This window comes from Microbacterium sp. NPDC056044 (genome assembly GCF_042267145.1).
In the GTDB taxonomy this organism is placed as follows: domain Bacteria; phylum Actinomycetota; class Actinomycetes; order Actinomycetales; family Microbacteriaceae; genus Microbacterium.
Map to the genome: position 1 here is coordinate 506234 of NZ_JBHJWZ010000005.1, position 18877 is coordinate 525110.

At 69.2% G+C, this 18877-nt stretch carries 16 protein-coding genes; 12 read left to right on the top strand and 4 right to left on the bottom strand.

What is annotated here, in order from left to right; all coding sequences use genetic code 11:
* Nucleotides 1-357: 357 nt before the first annotated feature.
* A complete protein-coding gene (locus tag ACFC1I_RS17140) occupies nt 358-1221 on the bottom strand; it encodes a CPBP family intramembrane glutamic endopeptidase (protein WP_376012025.1) in 864 nt (287 codons plus the stop codon).
* 162 nt (nt 1222-1383) lie between these two features.
* Between ACFC1I_RS17140 and ACFC1I_RS17145 the strand changes: the two genes are divergently transcribed.
* From ACFC1I_RS17145 to ACFC1I_RS17155, 3 genes are all read left to right on the top strand, one after another.
* Nucleotides 1384-3159 (top strand): ABC transporter family substrate-binding protein, encoded by a 1776-nt coding sequence (locus ACFC1I_RS17145; protein WP_376012027.1) that lies wholly within the window; start codon nt 1384-1386, stop codon nt 3157-3159.
* A 164-nt stretch (nt 3160-3323) separates the two neighbouring features.
* On the top strand, nt 3324-4859 hold the full coding sequence (locus tag ACFC1I_RS17150) for an ABC transporter permease (protein WP_376012029.1): 1536 nt from the start codon (nt 3324-3326) through the stop codon (nt 4857-4859).
* Nucleotides 4859-6013: an ABC transporter permease gene (locus ACFC1I_RS17155; protein WP_376012031.1), complete on the top strand. Its 1155-nt coding sequence runs from the start codon at nt 4859-4861 to the stop codon at nt 6011-6013. Before ACFC1I_RS17150 ends, ACFC1I_RS17155 begins: the two co-directional genes overlap by 1 nt.
* A 14-nt stretch (nt 6014-6027) precedes the next feature.
* Here ACFC1I_RS17155 and ACFC1I_RS17160 read toward each other — a convergent pair whose 3' ends face one another.
* On the bottom strand, nt 6028-6633 hold the full coding sequence (locus ACFC1I_RS17160; RefSeq protein WP_376012033.1) for a PH domain-containing protein: 606 nt from the start codon (nt 6631-6633) through the stop codon (nt 6028-6030).
* A gap of 38 nt (nt 6634-6671) precedes the next feature.
* On the opposite strand from ACFC1I_RS17160, the gene ACFC1I_RS17165 reads away from it, so the two are divergent.
* The 8 genes from ACFC1I_RS17165 to ACFC1I_RS17200 all read left to right on the top strand — a co-directional run bounded on the left by ACFC1I_RS17165 (nt 6672) and on the right by ACFC1I_RS17200 (nt 15095).
* Nucleotides 6672-8450, top strand: a complete 1779-nt coding sequence (locus ACFC1I_RS17165) for an ABC transporter ATP-binding protein (RefSeq protein ID WP_376012035.1) — start codon at nt 6672-6674, stop codon at nt 8448-8450.
* Between the two features lie 90 nt (nt 8451-8540).
* A complete protein-coding gene (typA, locus tag ACFC1I_RS17170) occupies nt 8541-10454 on the top strand; it encodes a translational GTPase TypA (RefSeq protein WP_376012037.1) in 1914 nt (637 codons plus the stop codon).
* Nucleotides 10455-10583: 129 nt separating this feature from the next.
* A complete protein-coding gene (locus tag ACFC1I_RS17175) occupies nt 10584-11345 on the top strand; it encodes an AzlC family ABC transporter permease (protein ID WP_376012040.1) in 762 nt (253 codons plus the stop codon).
* Nucleotides 11342-11656 (top strand): AzlD domain-containing protein, encoded by a 315-nt coding sequence (locus ACFC1I_RS17180; protein ID WP_376012042.1) that lies wholly within the window; start codon nt 11342-11344, stop codon nt 11654-11656. Before ACFC1I_RS17175 ends, ACFC1I_RS17180 begins: the two co-directional genes overlap by 4 nt.
* A gap of 59 nt (nt 11657-11715) precedes the next feature.
* Nucleotides 11716-12117, top strand: a complete 402-nt coding sequence (locus ACFC1I_RS17185) for a DUF6113 family protein (protein ID WP_376012044.1) — start codon at nt 11716-11718, stop codon at nt 12115-12117.
* 47 nt (nt 12118-12164) lie between these two features.
* On the top strand, nt 12165-12485 hold the full coding sequence (gene fdxA, locus ACFC1I_RS17190; protein ID WP_018170155.1) for a ferredoxin: 321 nt from the start codon (nt 12165-12167) through the stop codon (nt 12483-12485).
* A 1-nt stretch (nt 12486) separates the two neighbouring features.
* Nucleotides 12487-13608: a succinyldiaminopimelate transaminase gene (gene dapC / locus ACFC1I_RS17195; protein ID WP_376012047.1), complete on the top strand. Its 1122-nt coding sequence runs from the start codon at nt 12487-12489 to the stop codon at nt 13606-13608.
* Nucleotides 13609-13796: 188 nt separating this feature from the next.
* The gene (locus tag ACFC1I_RS17200; RefSeq protein ID WP_376012050.1) at nt 13797-15095 is read left to right on the top strand and encodes a citrate synthase; all 1299 of its coding nucleotides are present in this window, start codon (nt 13797-13799) and stop codon (nt 15093-15095) included.
* 81 nt (nt 15096-15176) lie between these two features.
* Here the strand turns inward: ACFC1I_RS17200 and ACFC1I_RS17205 are convergent, their stop codons facing one another.
* Nucleotides 15177-16616, bottom strand: coding sequence for an MFS transporter (locus tag ACFC1I_RS17205; RefSeq protein ID WP_376012053.1), 1440 nt, complete (start codon nt 16614-16616; stop codon nt 15177-15179).
* Nucleotides 16617-16787: 171 nt separating this feature from the next.
* Between ACFC1I_RS17205 and ACFC1I_RS17210 the strand changes: the two genes are divergently transcribed.
* Nucleotides 16788-17357, top strand: coding sequence for a TetR/AcrR family transcriptional regulator (locus ACFC1I_RS17210; protein WP_376012056.1), 570 nt, complete (start codon nt 16788-16790; stop codon nt 17355-17357).
* A 98-nt stretch (nt 17358-17455) separates the two neighbouring features.
* Here ACFC1I_RS17210 and dapD read toward each other — a convergent pair whose 3' ends face one another.
* On the bottom strand, nt 17456-18412 hold the full coding sequence (gene dapD, locus ACFC1I_RS17215) for a 2,3,4,5-tetrahydropyridine-2,6-dicarboxylate N-succinyltransferase (RefSeq protein ID WP_376012058.1): 957 nt from the start codon (nt 18410-18412) through the stop codon (nt 17456-17458).
* Nucleotides 18413-18877: the final 465 nt, after the last annotated feature.

The following is an 18877-nucleotide window of genomic DNA, read 5'->3' on the forward strand; positions in this document are numbered from 1 at the left end:
ACACTGCGCGTCGCCCCGCCCGCTGTGGAGGAGCGGCCGCCAAGCCGTCCTCGCCTCGGTCCGCGCGTCACCGGCGCCCCCAGTTCCGGCGAGAGTAATGCTGGTGGACGAGAGGTAGGGAAGCAACCAACACCTCGGCGACCAGCTGTACTCTCGCCGAAAGTGGGGTCGGTGCTGTCAGCTCGGGCGGGCGCAGGGGCGGAGGGGGACGGATGCTGCGGCCCGACGGCGCGCGGAGGCAGCCGGTCGCCGGCAGGCCGGGCTGGCGCGGGAGGTGGGGACCGGCCGGCGCCGCGGGCCACATCCGGGGTCAGGCCGCGGGCCACACCGGGATCTCGCCGCGGGCCACACCCGGGATCAGGCGGCGGGCGACGGGGACGGGGTCGGGGTCGGCGTCGGCGTCGGGATGGGGGCGAAGACGCCGGGCCACAGCGCGGCGGCCAGGGGATACCCGACGAACGCGACGATGTCGAGCACCGTGTGCGCGATCACGAGCGGCATGACGCGACCCCACCGCCGGTAGCACCAGCCGAACACCACGCCCATCACGAAGTTGCCGACGATCGCACCGAGGCCCTGGTACGCGTGGTAGGCGCCGCGCAGGCCCGCGGAGGTCAGGATGATGGCCCAGTCGTTCCATCCGAACCGGCGGAGCCGATCGAACAGGTAGCCGATGAAGATGACCTCTTCGGTCAGCCCGGCGCGCAGCGCCGACAGCACCAGCAGCGGCACCGTCCACCACGCCGCGTCGAGCGGTGAGGCCACCACCGCGACGGTGACACCGAGCGCGCGGCCGGCGGCATAGAGGGCGAGACCCGGAACACCGATGACGGCGGCGACAAGGATGCCTCGGCCGAGGTCTCCGCCGAACCTCGAGAAGTCCAGTCCGATGCGGCGCAGCGCGTTGCTCCCCGGCTCCCAGAGCAGGTAGACGACCAGCGCAACGAGGGCGAGCGCGAAGAAGACCGCGAGGAGCTGATAGACGACATCCCATATCGCCTGCGCGTCGCGCGAGGGGTTCACCTGGGTCTGCTGCTGGCCGAGCGGGACGGGTGCCAGGAGCTTGCGTACGAGCGACAGCACCGAGTACAGCGCAGACTGCCCGACCGTGATCGCGAGGACGATCCAGACCTCCCACGTGAGACGTCGACGGTCGTACGGAGCGAGGGGAGACACAGTAGTGGAAACCCTCAAGCCTGTGGGCCGGTTCGGCGGCGTCATCTTGTCAGATTGTCACACTCCGCGTCGATTGAGTTAAGGCTCTGTAACGTTTTCGCCGATCGTTTTGACCATCTCACAACCGGTGCTTATCGTTTTCCCATCCGCGCGCAGGTCCGGTTCAGGCCGGATTCGCGCGCATTACCCTGCACAGAGGAGACACAAGTGTCTGACAAGACGACGTGGCGCATGCGCGCACTCGGAGTCGCGGCGGGCGTCGGCGTGACCGCAATGGTCCTCGCCGGTTGCTCGACGACCCCGCCGGCCACGGAGGAGCCCACCACCACCGACACCGCGGTGACCGTTGCCGAGGTGAACGAGTTCACGAGCACCAACTCGACGAGCTCCAACGGAAACCTCGACATCAACGGCAAGGTTAACTACCTGACGCGTGCCGGCTTCTTCACCGTCAGCGACACGTACGAGGTCGTTCCCGACGAGTCGTTCGGAACGATGGAGGTCGTCAGCGAAGACCCCCTCCAGGTGAAGTACACGCTCAACGACGGCCTCGTGTGGTCGGACGGCGAGCCCATCACGACCGACGACCTGATCTTCGGCTGGGCGGCCAACGGCGGCGTCTTCGACGACGCGACCACCGACCCCGAGTCGGGTGACGTCGTCAGCGGCACGCGCTACTTCGACACCGCCGCCAGCACCGAGGGCATCAAGGACTCGAAGATCTCCGAGGTCGCCGACGACAAGCTCTCGCTCGTCCTCGAGTACGACCAGCCCTTCGTCGACTGGAACATCCAGGGCCTCATCGACCAGCCCGTGCACGTCGTCGCCGAGAAGTCGGGCGTCGACCAGGCCGAGCTCATCGACACGATCCTGACCATGCCGCGCGGCGACGCCGCCAACCCGGCCCCGGTCAACGAGACCCTCAAGGCTGCGGCCGACTTCTGGAACACCGGCTTCGACATGACGTCGCTGCCCAGCGACCCGTCGCTGTTCCTCTCCAGCGGCCCGTGGATCATCGACTCGTGGGAGCCCACGCAGTCGATGACGCTGAAGCTCAACGACAAGTACACCGGTGACCTCAAGCCCCAGTTCTCGGAGCTCGTGATCCGCTTCATCGGCGACTCGCAGGCGCAGGTGACCGCCCTCCAGAACCAGGAGGTCGACATCATCGCTCCGCAGGCGAGCGGCGACACCCTCACCGCTCTCCAGGCGATCGACGGCGTCGAGGTCCTCCAGGGCGACGCGCTGAACTACGACCACCTCGACCTGACGTTCGCCGGCGTGTTCGCCGAGCAGAACGTGCGTGAGGCGTTCCTCAAGACGATCCCGCGTCAGCAGCTCGTCGACACGCTGATCAAGCCGGTCAACCCCGAGGCCGAGGTCCTCAACTCGAACCTGTTCATCCCGGCGCAGAAGCCCTACGCGGACGCGGTCAAGGAGAACGGCTCGGACGCGTACGCCGACGTCGACATCGAGGGCGCCAAGGAGCTCCTCGCCGGTGCGACGCCGACCGTCCGCCTCATGTACAACATCAACAACCCGAACCGCGTCGCGGCGTTCGAGGCCATCCAGGCCTCGGCTTCGCAGGCAGGCTTCGTGATCGAGGATGTGGGCCGTGAGGACTGGAGCGCTCAGCTCGGTTCGGACATCTACGACGCCGTCATCTTCGGCTGGATCTCGCCCGGTGTCGGCAACGGCACCATCCCGCAGATCTTCGCGAGCTTCGGTGGCAGCAACTTCAACCAGTACAAGAACGCCACGGTCGACGAGATCGCCCAGACGATCCCCACGACGCTCGACACCGACAAGATCGACGAGCTGACGATCCAGGCCGACACCGAGCTGTTCAAGGACGCCTACGGTCTGCCGCTCTTCCAGGGCCCCGGCCTCGAGGCGCACACCGACCGTGTCCAGGGCATCACGTTCATGGGCAACCAGACCGGTGTGTTCTGGAACTTCTGGGAGTGGACGGTCGCCGAGTAATTTCGGTGACGATCTGAAACACCACGCCATGGGGCGTCGGGTGCTAACAGCCCGGCGCCCCGTGCGTGTGTCTTCCCGTCCACACAACAGCCGGCGACCCGACGCCAGGCCTCTGCTGCCGCCGTCGCCCGCCTGCTACCTTTTCTGCATGAAGGGCCAGCCCAGTGCTTAGCTTTGTTCTGCGGCGCGTCGGGGTCTCGATCCTGATCCTCATCGCCGCATCCTTCCTGATGTACACACTCGTGGCTCTGGCAAGAGATCCCCTCGAGGACCTGTACGCCTCCAACAGCCCGAACCGCGACGCGCTGATCGCACAGCGCATCGCGTGGCTGAACCTCGACCAGCCCATTCCCGTCCGCTGGTTCAACTGGCTTCTCGGCGCCGCGCGCTGCGTCATCCCGTTCGGCGGGTGCGACCTCGGCGTGACGATCCAGAACCAGGAAGTCACCGTCGTCCTCGCTCGCGCCATGGGCGCGACGCTCCAGCTCGTGACCGCCTCGACGATCCTCGCCATCGTCCTCGGCATCCTCGTCGGCATCATCTCGGCGCTGCGTCAGTACAGCGCGATCGACTACTCGTTCACGTTCGCCAGCTTCCTCTTCTACTCGCTGCCCTCGTTCGTGATGGGTGTTCTCCTCAAGGTCTTCGTGGCCCTCGGCTTCAACGACTGGCTCGACAGCCCGGTGTTCACATGGCCGTGGATCATCGTGCTGAGTCTCATCTCCGGCGTCTTCTGGCAGGCGATCATCGGCGGGAACAGGCAACGTCGCCTGGTCGTCTTCGCCGCGTCCGTCGTGACCACCGGAGCGATGCTCTACGGCATGAGCGTGACGGCGTGGTTCCTCAACCCGTCGCTGGGCCCGATCCTCACGCCGCTGCTGATCGCGGCGTTCGCCGCGGGCATGGTGCTGATCATCGCGGGCGCCCGGGCACGGTATGCGTGGCGTACCGCCGGGGTCACCGCGATCGTGCTCATCGCGGCGTACTTCGTGCTGCAGCCGTTCCTCAAGTCGTTCAACGGCTGGGGTGTGCTCGCGCTCTTCGTCGCCGCCGCGCTCGTCGGGGCGGTCGCCGGCTGGTTCCTGGGCGAGTACGACAAGGGTCAGGCGATCCGCATCGGCGTCCTCAGCGGCCTGCTCGGCATGGGCGTGATCATCGTCGACCAGTACATGCAGAACTGGAACTCGTACGTCAACAACCCGAAGGTGAACGGCCGGCCGATCCCGACCATCGGCTCGCAGACGCCGAACCTGCAGGGTGACTTCTGGATCCAGAGCATCGACACCTTCACACACCTGCTGCTGCCGACGATCAGCCTCATGCTGATCTCGTTCGCCGCCTACACGCGCTACGCGCGCGGCGGCATGCTCGAGACGCTCAACCAGGACTACATCCGCACCGCGCGCGCGAAGGGCCTTCCCGAGCGGACGGTCGTCGTGCGCCACGCGTTCCGCAACTCGCTGATCCCGATCACCACGATCATCGCGGCCGACGTCGGAGCCCTGATCGGTGGTGCGATCATCACGGAGCGCATCTTCGCGTTCAGCGGTATGGGCGCACTCTTCAACCAGGGTCTGTCGCACGCCGACCCGAACCCCGTCATGGCGTACTTCGTGGTCATCGCTGTGTTCGCCATCACGTTCAACTTCCTCGCCGACCTCGCGTACTCGGCGATCGACCCGAGAGTGAGGGTCAAGTAATGTCGATCCCCATCGATCCGGCCCTCGAGCCGCCCACCGCGCCGTCCGACGGCGGGGTTCACGTCCAGACCGCCGACGAGCGCGGCGTCAGCCAGGGACGACTCACCTTCCGGCGCTTCATGTCGCACCGCCCCGCGGTGGTCAGCGCGATCCTGTTCATCCTCATCGTCGGCTTCGCGATCTCGGCGACGGGCATCGGCCCGATCCCCGGCTGGTGGAAGTGGAACTATGAGGAGCTCCTGCCGATCACCAACGGCGGCAAGCCGACGCTGACGCTCTGGCCGTTCTCGCTCGGCGAGCACCCGTTCGGCCAGAACACGGTGGGCAAGGACTATTTCGCGATGACCATGCGCGGTCTCGTGAACTCGTCCTACATCATGTTCATCATCGGCATCATCGGCGCCTTCCTGGGCGTCGTGGTCGGTGCTCTGGCCGGTTACTACCGCGGCTGGGTCGACTCGGTGCTGATGCGTCTGACCGACATCGTCATCGTGATCCCGGTGATCGTCATCGGCGCCGTCGTCGGTTCGGCGGTCGGCAACCTCGGCCCGCTGCTGCTGGCGCTGTTCCTCGGGTTCTTCGTCTGGACCGGCATCGCGCGTCTCGTGCGCGCGGAGTTCCTGACGCTGCGCGAGCGCGAGTTCGTCGAGGCGGCACGTGTCGCCGGCGCATCGGACGCGCGCATCATCTTCAAGCACATCCTCCCGAACGCCATCGGCGTGGTCATCGTCGCGACGACGCTGCTCATCGCCGCGGCCGTCATCCTCGAGACGTCGCTGTCGTTCCTCGGCTACGGCGTGAAGTCGCCGGACGTCTCACTGGGCCTCTTGATCTCGCAGAACGAGTCGGCGTTCCAGACCCGTCCGTGGCTGTTCTGGTGGCCGGCGGCGTTCATCGTGATCCTCTCGCTGCTCGTCAACTTCGTCGGTGACGGCCTGCGCGACGCGTTCGACCCGCGTCAGAAGCGCATCGTGTTCCGCAAGGTCAAGGATCTCCCCGAGGACGCGTACCTCGTCGGCGGCACCACCGCCGACGTCCCGGAGGGTGCTCTCGTCACCGCCGGTGGTGCCGCGATCGTCGAGGGTGTCACGAGCGACCGCCCCGAGGACGTCCTCGACGAGGAGATCGCGCCCGACACGGATCGTCGCGGATGATGCGCGCCAGGCTCTCAGCCGGTGGCGATGATCAGCGCGATCGTCGCCACCGCGAGCAGGCCCGAGGCCGCCAGGAACGCCACGTGCCAGTGGCGCTTCACGGGGGTATCGTCGGCCACGCCGAGCTCCACCTGGCCTTCGTCCAGCCGGCTGCGCCACGTCTCGCGGATGACGAGCGCGGCGTTGCCGGAGTCCGTGCCCATGCGGTCGCTGGGGCGCGCGTCGCTGCCGGCGGCGCGCGACTCGCGGCGGGCCTTCGCGTTGCCCATCATGGTGGTGAAGATGCCGGGCGCCGGCGCGGACCACGCGGTGAAGGCGCCGGACGGCGTGTGGAGCGTCAGGGCGCGCGCCGTCTCGACGTGCACCAGGGCCTCCCACGGCACGTCGACGTCGTGGCTGACGTTCTGGACGCGCACACCGCGCTCCGACACGACGACGCACGGACGCCACAGGGCTCCCCATCCGAGCAGGGCCGCCAGCGGCGCGCCGGCGTAGACCCACGCCAGGCGCAGGTCCGCACTCCATACGGCGCTGATCACTGCGAGCGCCGCAAGACTCCAGACGATGACGGCAGCAATGCGGTTGAAGCGGGAGTCGATGCGGATCGGCAGGTCGGTCACCTCCTCATTCTCTCTTCCGATCCCACAAGGACCATGAAATGAACGCGTCTCCCGAAACCCCGGCGACCGGCCCCGCGACCGGAACCGGCACCCCGCTGCTCGAAGTGAGCGGCCTGTCCGTGGACTTCGCCGTCGACAACTTCTGGGTGCCCGCGGCGAAGAAGCTGAACTACTCGGTCGAGTCGGGCAAGGCCCTCGCGATCGTGGGCGAGTCGGGCTCCGGCAAGAGCGCCAGCTCGATGGCCATGCTCGGGCTGCTGCCGTCGAACGCGCGTGTCACCGGCAGCGTCAAGCTCGGCGGTCGCGAGATCCTCGGGCTCCGCAAGGACGACCTGCGGCGCGTCCGCGGCCGCGAGATCGCGGTGATCTTCCAGGAGCCGATGACGGCGCTGAACCCCGTGTTCACGGTCGGCTTCCAGATCATCGAGACGCTGCGCATCCACCAGGGCATGACGCCGAGCACGGCACGCGTGCGTGCGCTCGAGTTGCTCGACCTCGTGGAGCTGCCCGACCCGCTGAAGGCGTTCAACTCGTACCCGCACCAGCTGTCGGGCGGCCAGCGTCAGCGCGCCATGATCGCGCAGTCGATCTCGTGCGACCCGCAGCTGCTCATCGCCGACGAGCCGACGACGGCCCTCGACGTGACGGTGCAGGCCGAGATCCTCGACCTCATGCGCGACCTCCGTCACCGCCTCGACTCGGCGATCCTGATCATCACGCACGACATGGGCGTGGTGGCGGACATCGCCGACGACATCGTGGTGATGCGCAAGGGCGAGATCGTCGAGCGCGGCAGCGTCGACGACGTCTTCAACCGGCCGACGCACCCGTACACGCAGCAGCTGCTCGCGGCGGTGCCGCGCATCGGCGACGCACAGGGCGAGACGATCGACACGACGGCGGCCCTCGCCGGCGACACATCGGTGATCCGCCTCGCGGACGTCGCCGCCCGCGAGGACGAGGAGCGCCGCAAGGGTCTGGGCGCCCCGGTGCTCGACTTCACGGACGTCGCGATCGACTACCCCAAGAAGGGGCGCGTCCCCGCCTTCCGCGCCGTCGAGCACGCGAACTTCACCATCTACCCGGGCGAGGTCACGGGACTGGTGGGCGAGTCGGGGTCGGGCAAGACGACGGTCGGCCGCGCCGCCATCGGCCTGCTGCCGATCGCGGACGGCAAGGCCGAGGTCGTCGGCTACGACATCTCGAAGGCCGACCGCCGCCTCCTGCACAAGGTGCACAAGGACGTCGGCATCGTCTTCCAGGACCCGTCGTCGTCGCTCAACCCGCGCCTTCCGATCGGCCAGTCGATCGGCGAGCCGATGCTCCTCGCGGGCATCGCCAAGGGCCGCGACCTGGACGTGAAGGTGCAGGAGCTGCTGGATGCCGTGGAGCTGCCTCGCGCGTACCGCAACCGCTACCCGCACGAGCTGTCGGGCGGTCAGAAGCAGCGCGTCGGCATCGCGCGCGCACTGTCGCTGCAGCCGAAGCTGCTGATCGCCGACGAGCCGACCTCGGCGCTGGACGTCTCGGTGCAGGCGACCGTTCTGCAGCTGCTGCGTCAGCTGCAGGCCGACATGGGCTTCGCGTGCCTCTTCATCAGCCACGACCTCGCGGTCGTCGACTCGCTCGCCGACCGCATCATCGTGATGCACCACGGCAAGATCGTCGAGCAGGGTGCGACGGGGCAGATCCTGCGCGCGCCCAAGGAGGACTACACGCGCCGCCTGATCGCCGCGATCCCGGTCCCCGACCCGGAGGAGCAGCGCGTGCGCCGCGAGGCGCGCGCCGCCCTGATCGAGGCGGGCCTCGAGGGCTGATCAGGCCGCCGAAAGGCGACACTCAGAAGTGCCCAATAGAATGGGGGTGCCGGCATTCCGGCACCCCCATTCTCTTTCAAGGATTCCCTCATGGCGCGCGCCCTCCGTCCGGACCTCCGCAACGTGGCTATCGTCGCTCACGTCGACCACGGCAAGACCACCCTCGTCGACGCGATGCTCCGCCAGACCGGCTCGTTCGGCGAGCACGCTCACGTCGAAGAGCGCGCGATGGACTCGAACGACCTCGAGCGCGAAAAGGGCATCACGATCCTCGCGAAGAACACCGCGATCACGTACAACGGCATCCACTCCGATGTCCCGGTGACGATCAACGTCATCGACACCCCCGGCCACGCCGACTTCGGCGGCGAGGTCGAGCGCGGCCTCTCGATGGTCGACGGCGTCGTGCTGCTCGTCGACGCGAGCGAGGGCCCGCTGCCGCAGACCCGCTTCGTGCTGCGCAAGGCGCTCGAGGCGAAGCTGCCGGTCATCCTCCTGGTGAACAAGACCGACCGCCCCGACGCACGTATCGCCGAGGTCGAGGAAGAGGCGCACGACCTGCTGCTCGGGCTCGCGTCCGACCTCCACGAGGACGTGCCCGACCTCGACATCGACGCCCTACTCGACGTCCCCGTCGTGTACGCGAGCGGGCGCGCGGGCGCAGCATCCCGCACCCGTCCCGCCAACGGCGAGCTGCCCGACAACGCCGACCTCGAGCCTCTGTTCGAGGCGATCCTCGAGCACGTGCCAGCCCCGTCGTACGACGACGAGGCGCCGCTGCAGGCGTGGGTCACCAACCTCGACTCGAGCCCGTTCCTCGGTCGTCTCGCCCTGCTGCGCGTCTTCAACGGCACGCTCAAGAAGGGCCAGACCGTCGCGTGGGTGCGCCACGACGGCTCGCACTCGAACGCCCGCATCACCGAGCTGCTGAAGACCCGCGCCCTCGAGCGCTACCCCGCCGAAGAGGCCGGCCCCGGCGACATCGTCGCCATCGCCGGCATCGAGGAGATCACGATCGGCGAGACCATCGCCGACCCCGAGGACGTCCGGCCGCTCCCCGCGATCACGGTCGACGACCCCGCCATCTCGATGACCATCGGCACCAACACCTCGCCGCTCGTCGGCAAGGTCAAGGGCCATAAGGTCACCGCGCGCATGGTGAAGGACCGCCTCGACCGCGAGCTCATCGGCAACGTGTCGCTCAAGGTCGTCGACATCGGCCGCCCCGACGCGTGGGAGGTGCAGGGCCGCGGCGAGCTCGCGCTCGCGATCCTCGTCGAGAACATGCGCCGCGAGGGCTTCGAGCTCACCGTCGGCAAGCCCCAGGTCGTCACGCGCAAGGGCGAGGACGGCAAGGTCAAGGAGCCCTTCGAGCACCTGACGATCGACGCCCCCGAGGAATACCTCGGCGCGATCACGCAGCTCATGGCGTCCCGCAAGGGCCGCATGGAGACCATGGTCAACCACGGCACCGGCTGGGTGCGCATGGAGTTCATCGTCCCCTCGCGCGGCCTCATCGGCTTCCGCACCGAGTTCCTCTCGATGACGCGCGGCACCGGCATCGCCAACGCGATCTCGCACGGCTACGACGACTGGGCGGGCCACATCGTCGCGCGCCAGAACGGCTCGATCGTCGCCGACCGCTCGGGTGTCGTCACGCCGTTCGCCATGATCGCTCTGCAGGAGCGCATGAGCTTCTTCGTGCAGCCGACCGAAGAGGTCTACGAGGGCATGGTCGTCGGCGAGAACTCGCGCGCCGACGACATGGACGTGAACATCACCAAGGAGAAGAAGCTCACGAACATGCGGTCCTCGACCGCTGACGCGTTCGAGTCGATGACTCCGCCGCGCCTCCTCTCGCTGGAAGAGAGCCTCGAGTTCGCGCGCGACGACGAATGCGTCGAGGTGACGCCCGAGAAGGTGCGCATCCGCAAGGTGATCCTCGATGCGACCGAGCGCGGCCGCGCCGCCTCGCGCCTCAAGCGCCAGGACGCCAACGCGTAAGAAGACGAACGGATGCTGCGACCCCGCGCCCTGCGAAGGGCGCGGGGTCGCAGCATCCGCCGTCTCCGAAGGCCACCGGCCGGTGGGCGGCCCGGCGTCCGCCGCCGGACCCCTCGGTAGCATGACCAGGTGACCCTCGACCCGCACTTCGACGATGCGCACAGCGCCGGCGAGGGCCGCAGGGCCGTGCGCGAGGGACTGGGCGTCGCGCTGGCGACGAGCGCCTACGGCATCTCGTTCGGCGCGCTCGCGGTGGCGGCCGGGCTCGACGTCTGGCAGACGTGCGTGATGAGCCTGGTGATGTTCACGGGCGGGTCGCAGTTCGCGTTCGTCGGGATCGTCGGCGCCGGGGGACTGGCCGCCGTGCCGGCCGCGATCGCGTCGGCGGCGCTGCTCGGCGTGCGCAACGTCGCGTACGGCATCCGTATGTCGCCGGTGATCGGCGCGGGGTTCTGGCGGCGCGCCGCCGCGGCGCAGTTCACCATCGACGAATCGACGGCGGTGGCGCTCGCGCAGCGCTCTCCGCATGCGCGCACCCTCGGGTTCTGGGTGACGGGCCTCGGGATCTACGTCGGCTGGAACCTGTCGACGCTCGCGGGCGCACTGCTGGGCGATGTGCTCGGCGACGTCCGCGCGTACGGACTCGACGCCGCGGCCGCTGCGGCGTTCCTCGCGCTGCTGTGGCCGCGACTGCGGGCGCGGCAGCCGATCGTCGTGGGCGTGGCGGCGGCCGTCGTCGCGACGGTGCTGACGCCCGTCCTCATGCCGGGCCTCCCGGTCATCATCGCGGCGCTCGTCGCGATCGTCGTCGGGTGGACGAACTGGCTCGGCAGAGACGAACGCGTCGGCGCCGAACCCGATGACGTCGCCGAGAGGGAGGGGCTGCCGTGACGATGTGGACGGCCATCCTCGTGGCCTCGATCATCTGCGTCGCGCTCAAGACGGTCGGCTATCTCATCCCCGCGAAGTGGGTCGAGGCGCCGACGCCGATGCGCATCGCCGACCTCCTCACCGTGGCGCTGCTCGCCGCGCTGGTCGCCGTGCAGACCCTCGGGGTCGGGCAGGCGGTCGTGGTCGACGCGCGGGTGCCCGCCGTGCTCGTCGCGGCGGGCCTGCTGATGCTGCGCGCGCCGTTCCTGGTCGTGGTGATCGCCGCCGCGCTCGTCGCCGCGCTCCTGCGGCTGTGGGGCTGGGCGGCCTAGCGCTGCCGGCCGAGGCCGGCCCGCCACCGAGCGCGCAGCGGCGCGGGTACCATCGACGCATGCGCCCTTCCGTCCCCGCCCGCATCGGCAGCTGGATCATCGCCCTGCTGGTCGGACTGGTGTACGGCGTCGCCGGCACGGTGGCCCACGCCTACGCGATCGGCTGGTTCCCGCTCGGCCTGGTCCTCGCGGTGATCGGCGTGACGGCGCTGCTGGTCGCGGTGCGCCTGCTCACGAGCGATCGCTGGGCCACGCTGGCCGTGGCGATCGGCCTCATGACGGCGACCCTCGTGTTCTCGGGCGCCGGTCCGGGCGGCTCGGTCGTGGTGCCGCAGGCACCGGAGGGCCAGTTCAACCCCGGGATCGTCTGGACGCTACTGGTGCCGATCATCTCCGCACTGGTGATCGCGTGGCCCGACATGCGCGGGCGGACGGACGCGGCCGCCGAGCGTCCCGCCTGATCGTCGCACGGCCGATCACTGCGGGAGGTCGCGGCTAGACTGGCCGGGTGACGTACGTGATCGCCCTTCCCTGCGTGGACGTCAAGGACCGCGCCTGCATCGACGAGTGTCCCGTGGACTGCATCTACGAGGGCGACCGGTCGCTGTACATCCATCCCGACGAGTGCGTGGACTGTGGTGCCTGCGAGCCGGTGTGCCCGGTCGAGGCGATCTACTACGAAGACGACCTGCCCGACGAGTGGCAGGACTACTACAAGGCCAACGTCGAGTTCTTCGACGACATCGGCTCCCCGGGCGGTGCCGCCAAGGTCGGCGTCATCCACAAGGACCACCCGATCATCGAGGCGCTCCCGCCGCAGGAACACTGACGTGGGGGTCGCCGACCTCGCCGACTACCCCTGGGATGCCGTCGCGCCGTACGCCGAACGCGCGTGCTCCCATCCGGACGGCATCGTCGACCTGTCGATCGGCTCGCCGGTCGACGCCACGCCGGCCGTCGTCGCCGAGGCGCTCCGCGCCGCGACCGATGCGCACGCCTATCCGCAGACCGTCGGCACCCCGTCCCTGCGCGCGGCGATCGCAGCCTGGTACGAGCGGCGCCGGGGCGTTCCCGGGCTGACCGCCGACAACGTGCTCCCGACCGTGGGGTCGAAGGAGCTCGTCGCGCTCCTCCCGCTGCTGCTGGGCCTCGGGCCGGGGGATGTCGTGGTGCACCCCCGCGCCGCCTATCCCACGTACGAGGTCGGGGCGCGCCTGGTGGGCGCCACGCCCGTCGCCGCCGACGACCCTGCCGAGTGGCCGGAGGGCACGCGCCTCGTCTGGGTGAACTCCCCGGGCAACCCCGACGGCCGCGTGCTCGACGTCGACGCGCTGCGCGCGGCGGTCGCCAGAGCTCGCGAGCTCGGTGCCGTGCTCGCGTCCGACGAGTGTTACGCCGAACTCGGCTGGGATTCCCCGTGGGACGTGGACCCGGTGCCCTCGGCACTCGACCCCCGCGTCACGGGCGGCGACCTCACCGGCGTCCTGTCTGTCTACTCGCTGAGCAAGCAGTCCAACCTCGCCGGCTACCGCGCCGCGTTCCTCGCCGGCGATCCCGCCGTGGTCGCGCGCCTGCTGACGGCGCGCAAGCACCTCGGCCTCATGCTTCCGCTGCCGGTCCAGGCGGCGATGACGGCGGCACTCGCCGACGACGTCCATGTCGCCGCGCAGAAAGAGCTGTACCGCCGACGGCGCGATGTCCTGCGTCCTGCCGTCGAGGCCGCGGGATTCCGCATCGACGCCAGCGAGGCGGGCCTGTACCTGTGGGCGACCGAGGGGCGTGACGCATGGGAGAGCCTCGGCCGCCTCGCAGACCTCGGCATCCTCGCCGGCCCCGGCCACTTCTACGGCACGCACTTCCCGCAGCACGTGCGACTGTCGCTCACCGCGAGCGACGAGCGCATCGGCGTCGCGGCCGCACGGCTGCGCGCAGCATCCGCCTCCGAGATCTGAGGATTCCTCCATCGGATGCTGTCGCCCTTTGGCCGTGTCAACAGTAGGCGTGGCGGCGCACTAGGCTGTAAGAACGCGGCGACGCGGCATCCCCCGTCCCGCCCCTCCGTTCTGATGCAGCCCTCTCCCCGGCGGTGCACAGGACCGGACGACACCCCCGGCACGACCAGAAATCGCGAGGAGGCGCCGTGAGCGACGCGGGCAACCACCAGGAGAAGGCCACCCTCACGATCGGTGGCAGCACCGCCGAGTTCCCGCTGCTGCGGGGCACCGACGGCACACCGAGCGTGGACCTCTCCACCCTCACCCGCCAGACCGGCTACACGGCTCTCGACTACGGCTTCGTGAACACCGCGGCGACCAAGTCGGCGATCACGTACATCGACGGCGACGAGGGTGTGCTGCGCTACCGCGGCTACCCGATCGAGCAGCTCGCGAAGAACAGCACGTACCTCGAGGTCGCGTGGCTGCTCATCTACGGCGAGCTGCCCACCGCCGATCAGCTCGGGGAGTTCGACGAGAAGATCCGGCGGCACACCCTGCTGCACGAGGACCTCAAGCGCTTCTTCTCGGCGCTGCCGCACACCGCGCACCCGATGTCGGTGCTGTCGTCGGCCGTCTCGGCGCTCTCGACCTACTACGAGCACCAGTCCGACCCCAGCAACCCCGAGCACGTCGAGCTGAACACGATCCGCATGCTCGCGAAGCTGCCCGTGATCGCGGCCTACGCGCACAAGAAGAGCATCGGCCAGGCGTTCCTGTACCCCGACAACTCGCTCGGGTTCGTCGACAACTTCCTGAAGCTCAACTTCGGCGTGCTGTCGGAGGTCTACGAGGTCAACCCCGTCATGTCGCGGGCCCTCGAGCGGCTGCTCATCCTCCACGAGGACCACGAGCAGAACGCGTCGACCTCGACCGTCCGCCTCGTCGGCTCGACCGGAGCGAACCAGTTCTCGTCGATCTCGGCCGGCATCAACGCGCTCTACGGCCCGCTGCACGGCGGTGCGAACGAGGCCGTGCTCGACATGCTGGCGCGCATCCGCGACTCCGGCGAGAGCGTGCAGCGCTTCGTCGAGCGGGTCAAGAACAAGGAAGACGGCGTGAAGCTCATGGGCTTCGGGCACCGCGTCTACAAGAACTACGACCCGCGCGCGAAGCTCGTCAAGGAGTCGGCCGACGAGGTGCTGTCGGCCCTCGGCGTGAGCGACCCGCTCCTCGACCTCGCCAAGGAGCTCGAAGAGATCGCGCTCAACGACGCGTACTTCCAGGACCGCCGCCTGTACCCGAACGTCGACTTCTACACCGGCGTGATCTACAAGGCCATGGGCTTTCCCACGCGCATGTTCACGGTGCTCTTCGCGATCGGGCGCCTGCCCGGCTGGCTCGCGCAGTGGCGCGAGGCCGCGAGCGACCCGCAGACGAAGATCGGCCGCCCGCAGCAGCTGTACGTCGGCGCCGCCGAGCGCAACTACCCGGGTCTGTCCTGATCCGGTGAGAACGATGGATGCCGCGCCCCTGACCGGGGCGCGGCATCGTCGTGTTGCGGGGCCGCTCGAGCGGCGAGCGGGTCAGCCGACCTCGGCCAGCGCCGCTTCGTCGGCGTTCTCGAGCGGACCGCCGGCCGCAGCATCCGTCCGCTCACGTGGCCGGATCGCGAGCACCAGGATCGCGGCGACGACCGCTCCGGCGGCGAGGGTCAGCCACGCGACGGCGTAGCCGTCGAGCGCAGGCGTGCCGCCCGGCTCGACCGTGCCGAACACGACGGCGGTGGTGAAGGCCGAGCCGATCGCCGATCCGATCGTGCGGAGGTTGGCGTTGACGCCGGTCGCGATGCCGGTGCGATCAGCGGGCACGCTCTCGACGATGATGCTCGCCGTCGACGCGTACGCGAGGCCGATGCCGAGGCCGAACACGCCGCCCGCGATCGCCAGGGTGAGGAGCGTCTCGTGGTCGAACACGGCGAACACGACGCCGCCCGCCATGAGCAGCGCGCCCAGTGCCATCATGAGCCGCAGCGGAATGACGCGGGCGATCGCGCCCGTCGCGAAGCCGACGCTCGACATGCCGATGAGGAGCGGGAGCAGCGCCAGCCCGGCGGCCTGCACGCCGAGGCCGAGTCCCCAGCCCGAGCTCGCCGGCGTCTCGAGGAACTGGGGCAGGTAGCCCCAGAATCCGAACGCAGCGGCTCCGATGAGGAGCGCGGCGGCGTTGACGGGCCAGATCGCCCGGGAAGCCAGGAGCCGGAGGTCGACGAGGGGCTCCGACGACCGGAGCTCGGAGACCACCCACGCCACCATGAGCAGCAGGGCGGCGGCGAACAGCGCGAGGGTGAGGGGCGCGGTCCAGCCCCAGCGAGCTCCGGAGCTGAGCGGCACGAGCAGTGCGATGAGCCAGCCCGACAGGAGCACGGCCGAGAGCACGTTCACACGGCCGACGGCGCGCAGGCCCGCCGGCGGCACGAGCATCATCGTGAGCACGATGCCCGCGACCGCCGCCACGAACGGGACGGCGAAGATCCCGTGCCACCCGAGGAGCTCGGCGAGGGGACCGGCGAGCACGCTGCCCGCGGCACCGCCGATGCCGATGATGGCGCTGGTGGCGCCGATCGCACCGGTGAGCTGGTGGCGGGGCATGACGTCGCGGAGCAGCCCGAACGCGAGCGGGAAGAGGGCGCCGCCCACGCCCTGGAGCACGCGGGCGAGGATGAGGACCTCGAGGTTCGGTGCGAACGATGCGACGACGTCGCCGATCGCGACGACCGCGAGCACCGCGAGGAACGTGTTGCGTCGGCCGCGGAGGTCGCCGATCCGGCCGAGCAGGGGAGTGGCGACGGCCGCCGCGATGAGCCAGGACGTGTTGGTCCAGGATGCGGCATCCGCTGTCACGCCGAAGTCTGCGGCGATGAGCGGGATCACGGGGATGACGAGGTTCTGCAGCAGCGCGAGCGAGGCGACGCTGAGCGCGATCGCCGCGAACGCGGCGCGTGGTGTGAACGGGACAGTGGGCATCGACGGGCCTTCCGATGGGTGCGGATCCGGTGAATGCGGGATAAAGTGGAGGGAGGTCTCCGAACGGAGGATGCCTCCGCTTTGAGATTAGCGGAGGGTGCCTCCGTTTCGCAACCATCAGTCTCGCCGTCGCCGTCAGGGGCGGTTCGGGCATATCGGGAGGGTTCGGTCATGGCGGTCGAAGAGCGGGTGTCTGTGCTCGATGCGCGTCGGCCGCAACGGGCCGATGCCGCGCGGAACTTCGACGCGCTCGTCGCCGCCGGCCGTGAGGCGTTCGCCGAGGACGGGTCCGGCGCGTCTCTCGAGGACATCGCCCGGCGGGCGGGCGTCGGCATCGGCACCCTCTATCGCAACTTCCCGACGCGCGACGACCTCATCGAGACCCTGTACCTGGGCGAGGTCGACGCGCTCGCCCGCGCCGCGGACGAGGTCTCCGATCTCGAGCCGTGGGAGGCGCTGCGCGCATGGCTCGAGCGGTTCGTCGCCTACGTGGGGACCAAGCACGCGCTGCTCGACGGACTCAACCGGCGGTCGCCGGTGCTGGCGGAGTGCCGCACCATCATGCTGTCGGCGGGGGAGCCCCTGCTCGAGCGCGCTCAGGCGGCAGGCGACGTCGACCCCGACATCTCGATCGGAGACGTGGTCAAGCTGGTGTCGGGCGTGGCGGCCGTCGCATCGTTCGATGACGAGGCCCAGCGCCGGCGCGTGCTGGATCTCGCGATCAACGCCATCCGCCGCTGACACGTCGTGCCCGTGTGCGCTGCGCGTCGACCGGGTGACCGCGAAACGACGAGACCGCCCCGTCGTGGACGACGGGGCGGTCTCGGTTCGTACTCGGGTCAGGCGTGCAGCGCCTCGTTGAGGGTGACGCCGACGCCCGCACGGCGGACGGCCTCGACCGCTCCGGTCAGCGAGTTCCGGCGGAAGAGCAGACCCGCGCTGCCGGAGAGCTCGGCGCCCTTCGCGGTGGGAAGCGTCCCGTCGGCGCGGCGGGGCTCGTCCGCAAGGACGACCTTGGTGCCCGCGGTCACGTAGAGCCCGGCCTCGACGATGCAGTCGTCGCCGAGCGAGATGCCGATGCCGGCGTTCGCTCCGAGCAGCGTGCGTGCGCCGACCGACACCTTGTGGGTGCCGCCGCCCGAGAGCGTGCCCATGATCGAGGCGCCGCCGCCGATGTCGCTGCCGTCGCCGACGACGACGCCCTGCGAGATGCGGCCCTCGACCATGCTCTGGCCCAGGGTGCCGGCGTTGAAGTTCACGAAGCCCTCGTGCATGACGGTGGTGCCAGGCGACAGGTAGGCGCCGAGGCGCACACGCGACGCGTCCGCGATGCGGACGCCGGCCGGTGTGACGTAGTCGAGCAGGCGCGGGAACTTGTCGAGCCCCTGCACCTGGATGCCCTCGCGGGCGAGGAACGGGCGCAGACGTGTGAGCGCGTCGGGGTGAATGGGCCCCGCGTTGGTCCACGCCACGTTGGGCAGGTGCGCGAAGATCCCGTCGAGGTTCACCTCGTTGGGACGCACCAGCAGGTGCGACAGCGCGTGCAGGCGCAGGTAGGCGTCAGACGTCGAGGTCGGCGCAGCGTCGAGGTCCGCCTCGATCGTGACGATCTCGACGGTGACGGCGCGGCGCGCATCGTCGACGGCGAGGCGGTCGAGCTCGTCGGGCGGCATCTGCGGGTCGTAGCCCAGGGGGATGCGCCCGGCAGCAGGGGAGGGGAACCACGTGTCGAGCACGGTTCCGTCTTCGGCGGTCGTGGCGAGGCCGGCGCCCCACACCCATCGTTCTTCGGTCATGCCTTAAACGCTAGCGCGCGAGCTCACGCCGCGATCCGGGTGTTTCCGGGGCGCACGCGTGCGACACGCCCGGGATGCGGCGTCGATTCGACGGCACGGCCGGATCCACGTAATGTTCTTGTTGTTCGCCCCAAAGGGTAGAGCGGAAGGCCTCAGGGTCTGGCTCCCCTCACGTAGCGAACCACCCCATCCGAACTGCTCCTGGTGAGCAGACCGGGTTCCGGTTTAGGATGGGTTTCTTCCACTTCTGTGACCGCTGGTCGCCGACTGTGATGAGGTCTTGCGCCTCGCTCAGCCGGATTGACACGCCGAGCAGGATGTGTAAGATAGTGAAGTTGCCCCGCGGTGATGGTTGTGAAACCGGATGGTGGGTGCGTCCGATCTTTGAGAACTCAACAGCGTGCACTTGTCAAATGCCAATTTTTTTCTCTGTCGACCATTTTTTGGTTGGTGGGGGTCTTTTTT

Coding starts and splice junctions, on each gene's coding strand:
- ACFC1I_RS17185 (WP_376012044.1), top strand. CDS start 11,716: ATGCGCCCTTCCGTCCCCGCCCGCATCGGCAGCTGGATCATCGCCCTG.
- ACFC1I_RS17205 (WP_376012053.1), bottom strand. CDS start 16,616: ATGCCCACTGTCCCGTTCACACCACGCGCCGCGTTCGCGGCGATCGCG.
- ACFC1I_RS17155 (WP_376012031.1), top strand. CDS start 4,859: ATGTCGATCCCCATCGATCCGGCCCTCGAGCCGCCCACCGCGCCGTCC.
- dapD (WP_376012058.1), bottom strand. CDS start 18,412: ATGACCGAAGAACGATGGGTGTGGGGCGCCGGCCTCGCCACGACCGCC.
- ACFC1I_RS17210 (WP_376012056.1), top strand. CDS start 16,788: ATGGCGGTCGAAGAGCGGGTGTCTGTGCTCGATGCGCGTCGGCCGCAA.
- ACFC1I_RS17165 (WP_376012035.1), top strand. CDS start 6,672: ATGAACGCGTCTCCCGAAACCCCGGCGACCGGCCCCGCGACCGGAACC.
- ACFC1I_RS17140 (WP_376012025.1), bottom strand. CDS start 1,221: ATGACGCCGCCGAACCGGCCCACAGGCTTGAGGGTTTCCACTACTGTG.
- typA (WP_376012037.1), top strand. CDS start 8,541: ATGGCGCGCGCCCTCCGTCCGGACCTCCGCAACGTGGCTATCGTCGCT.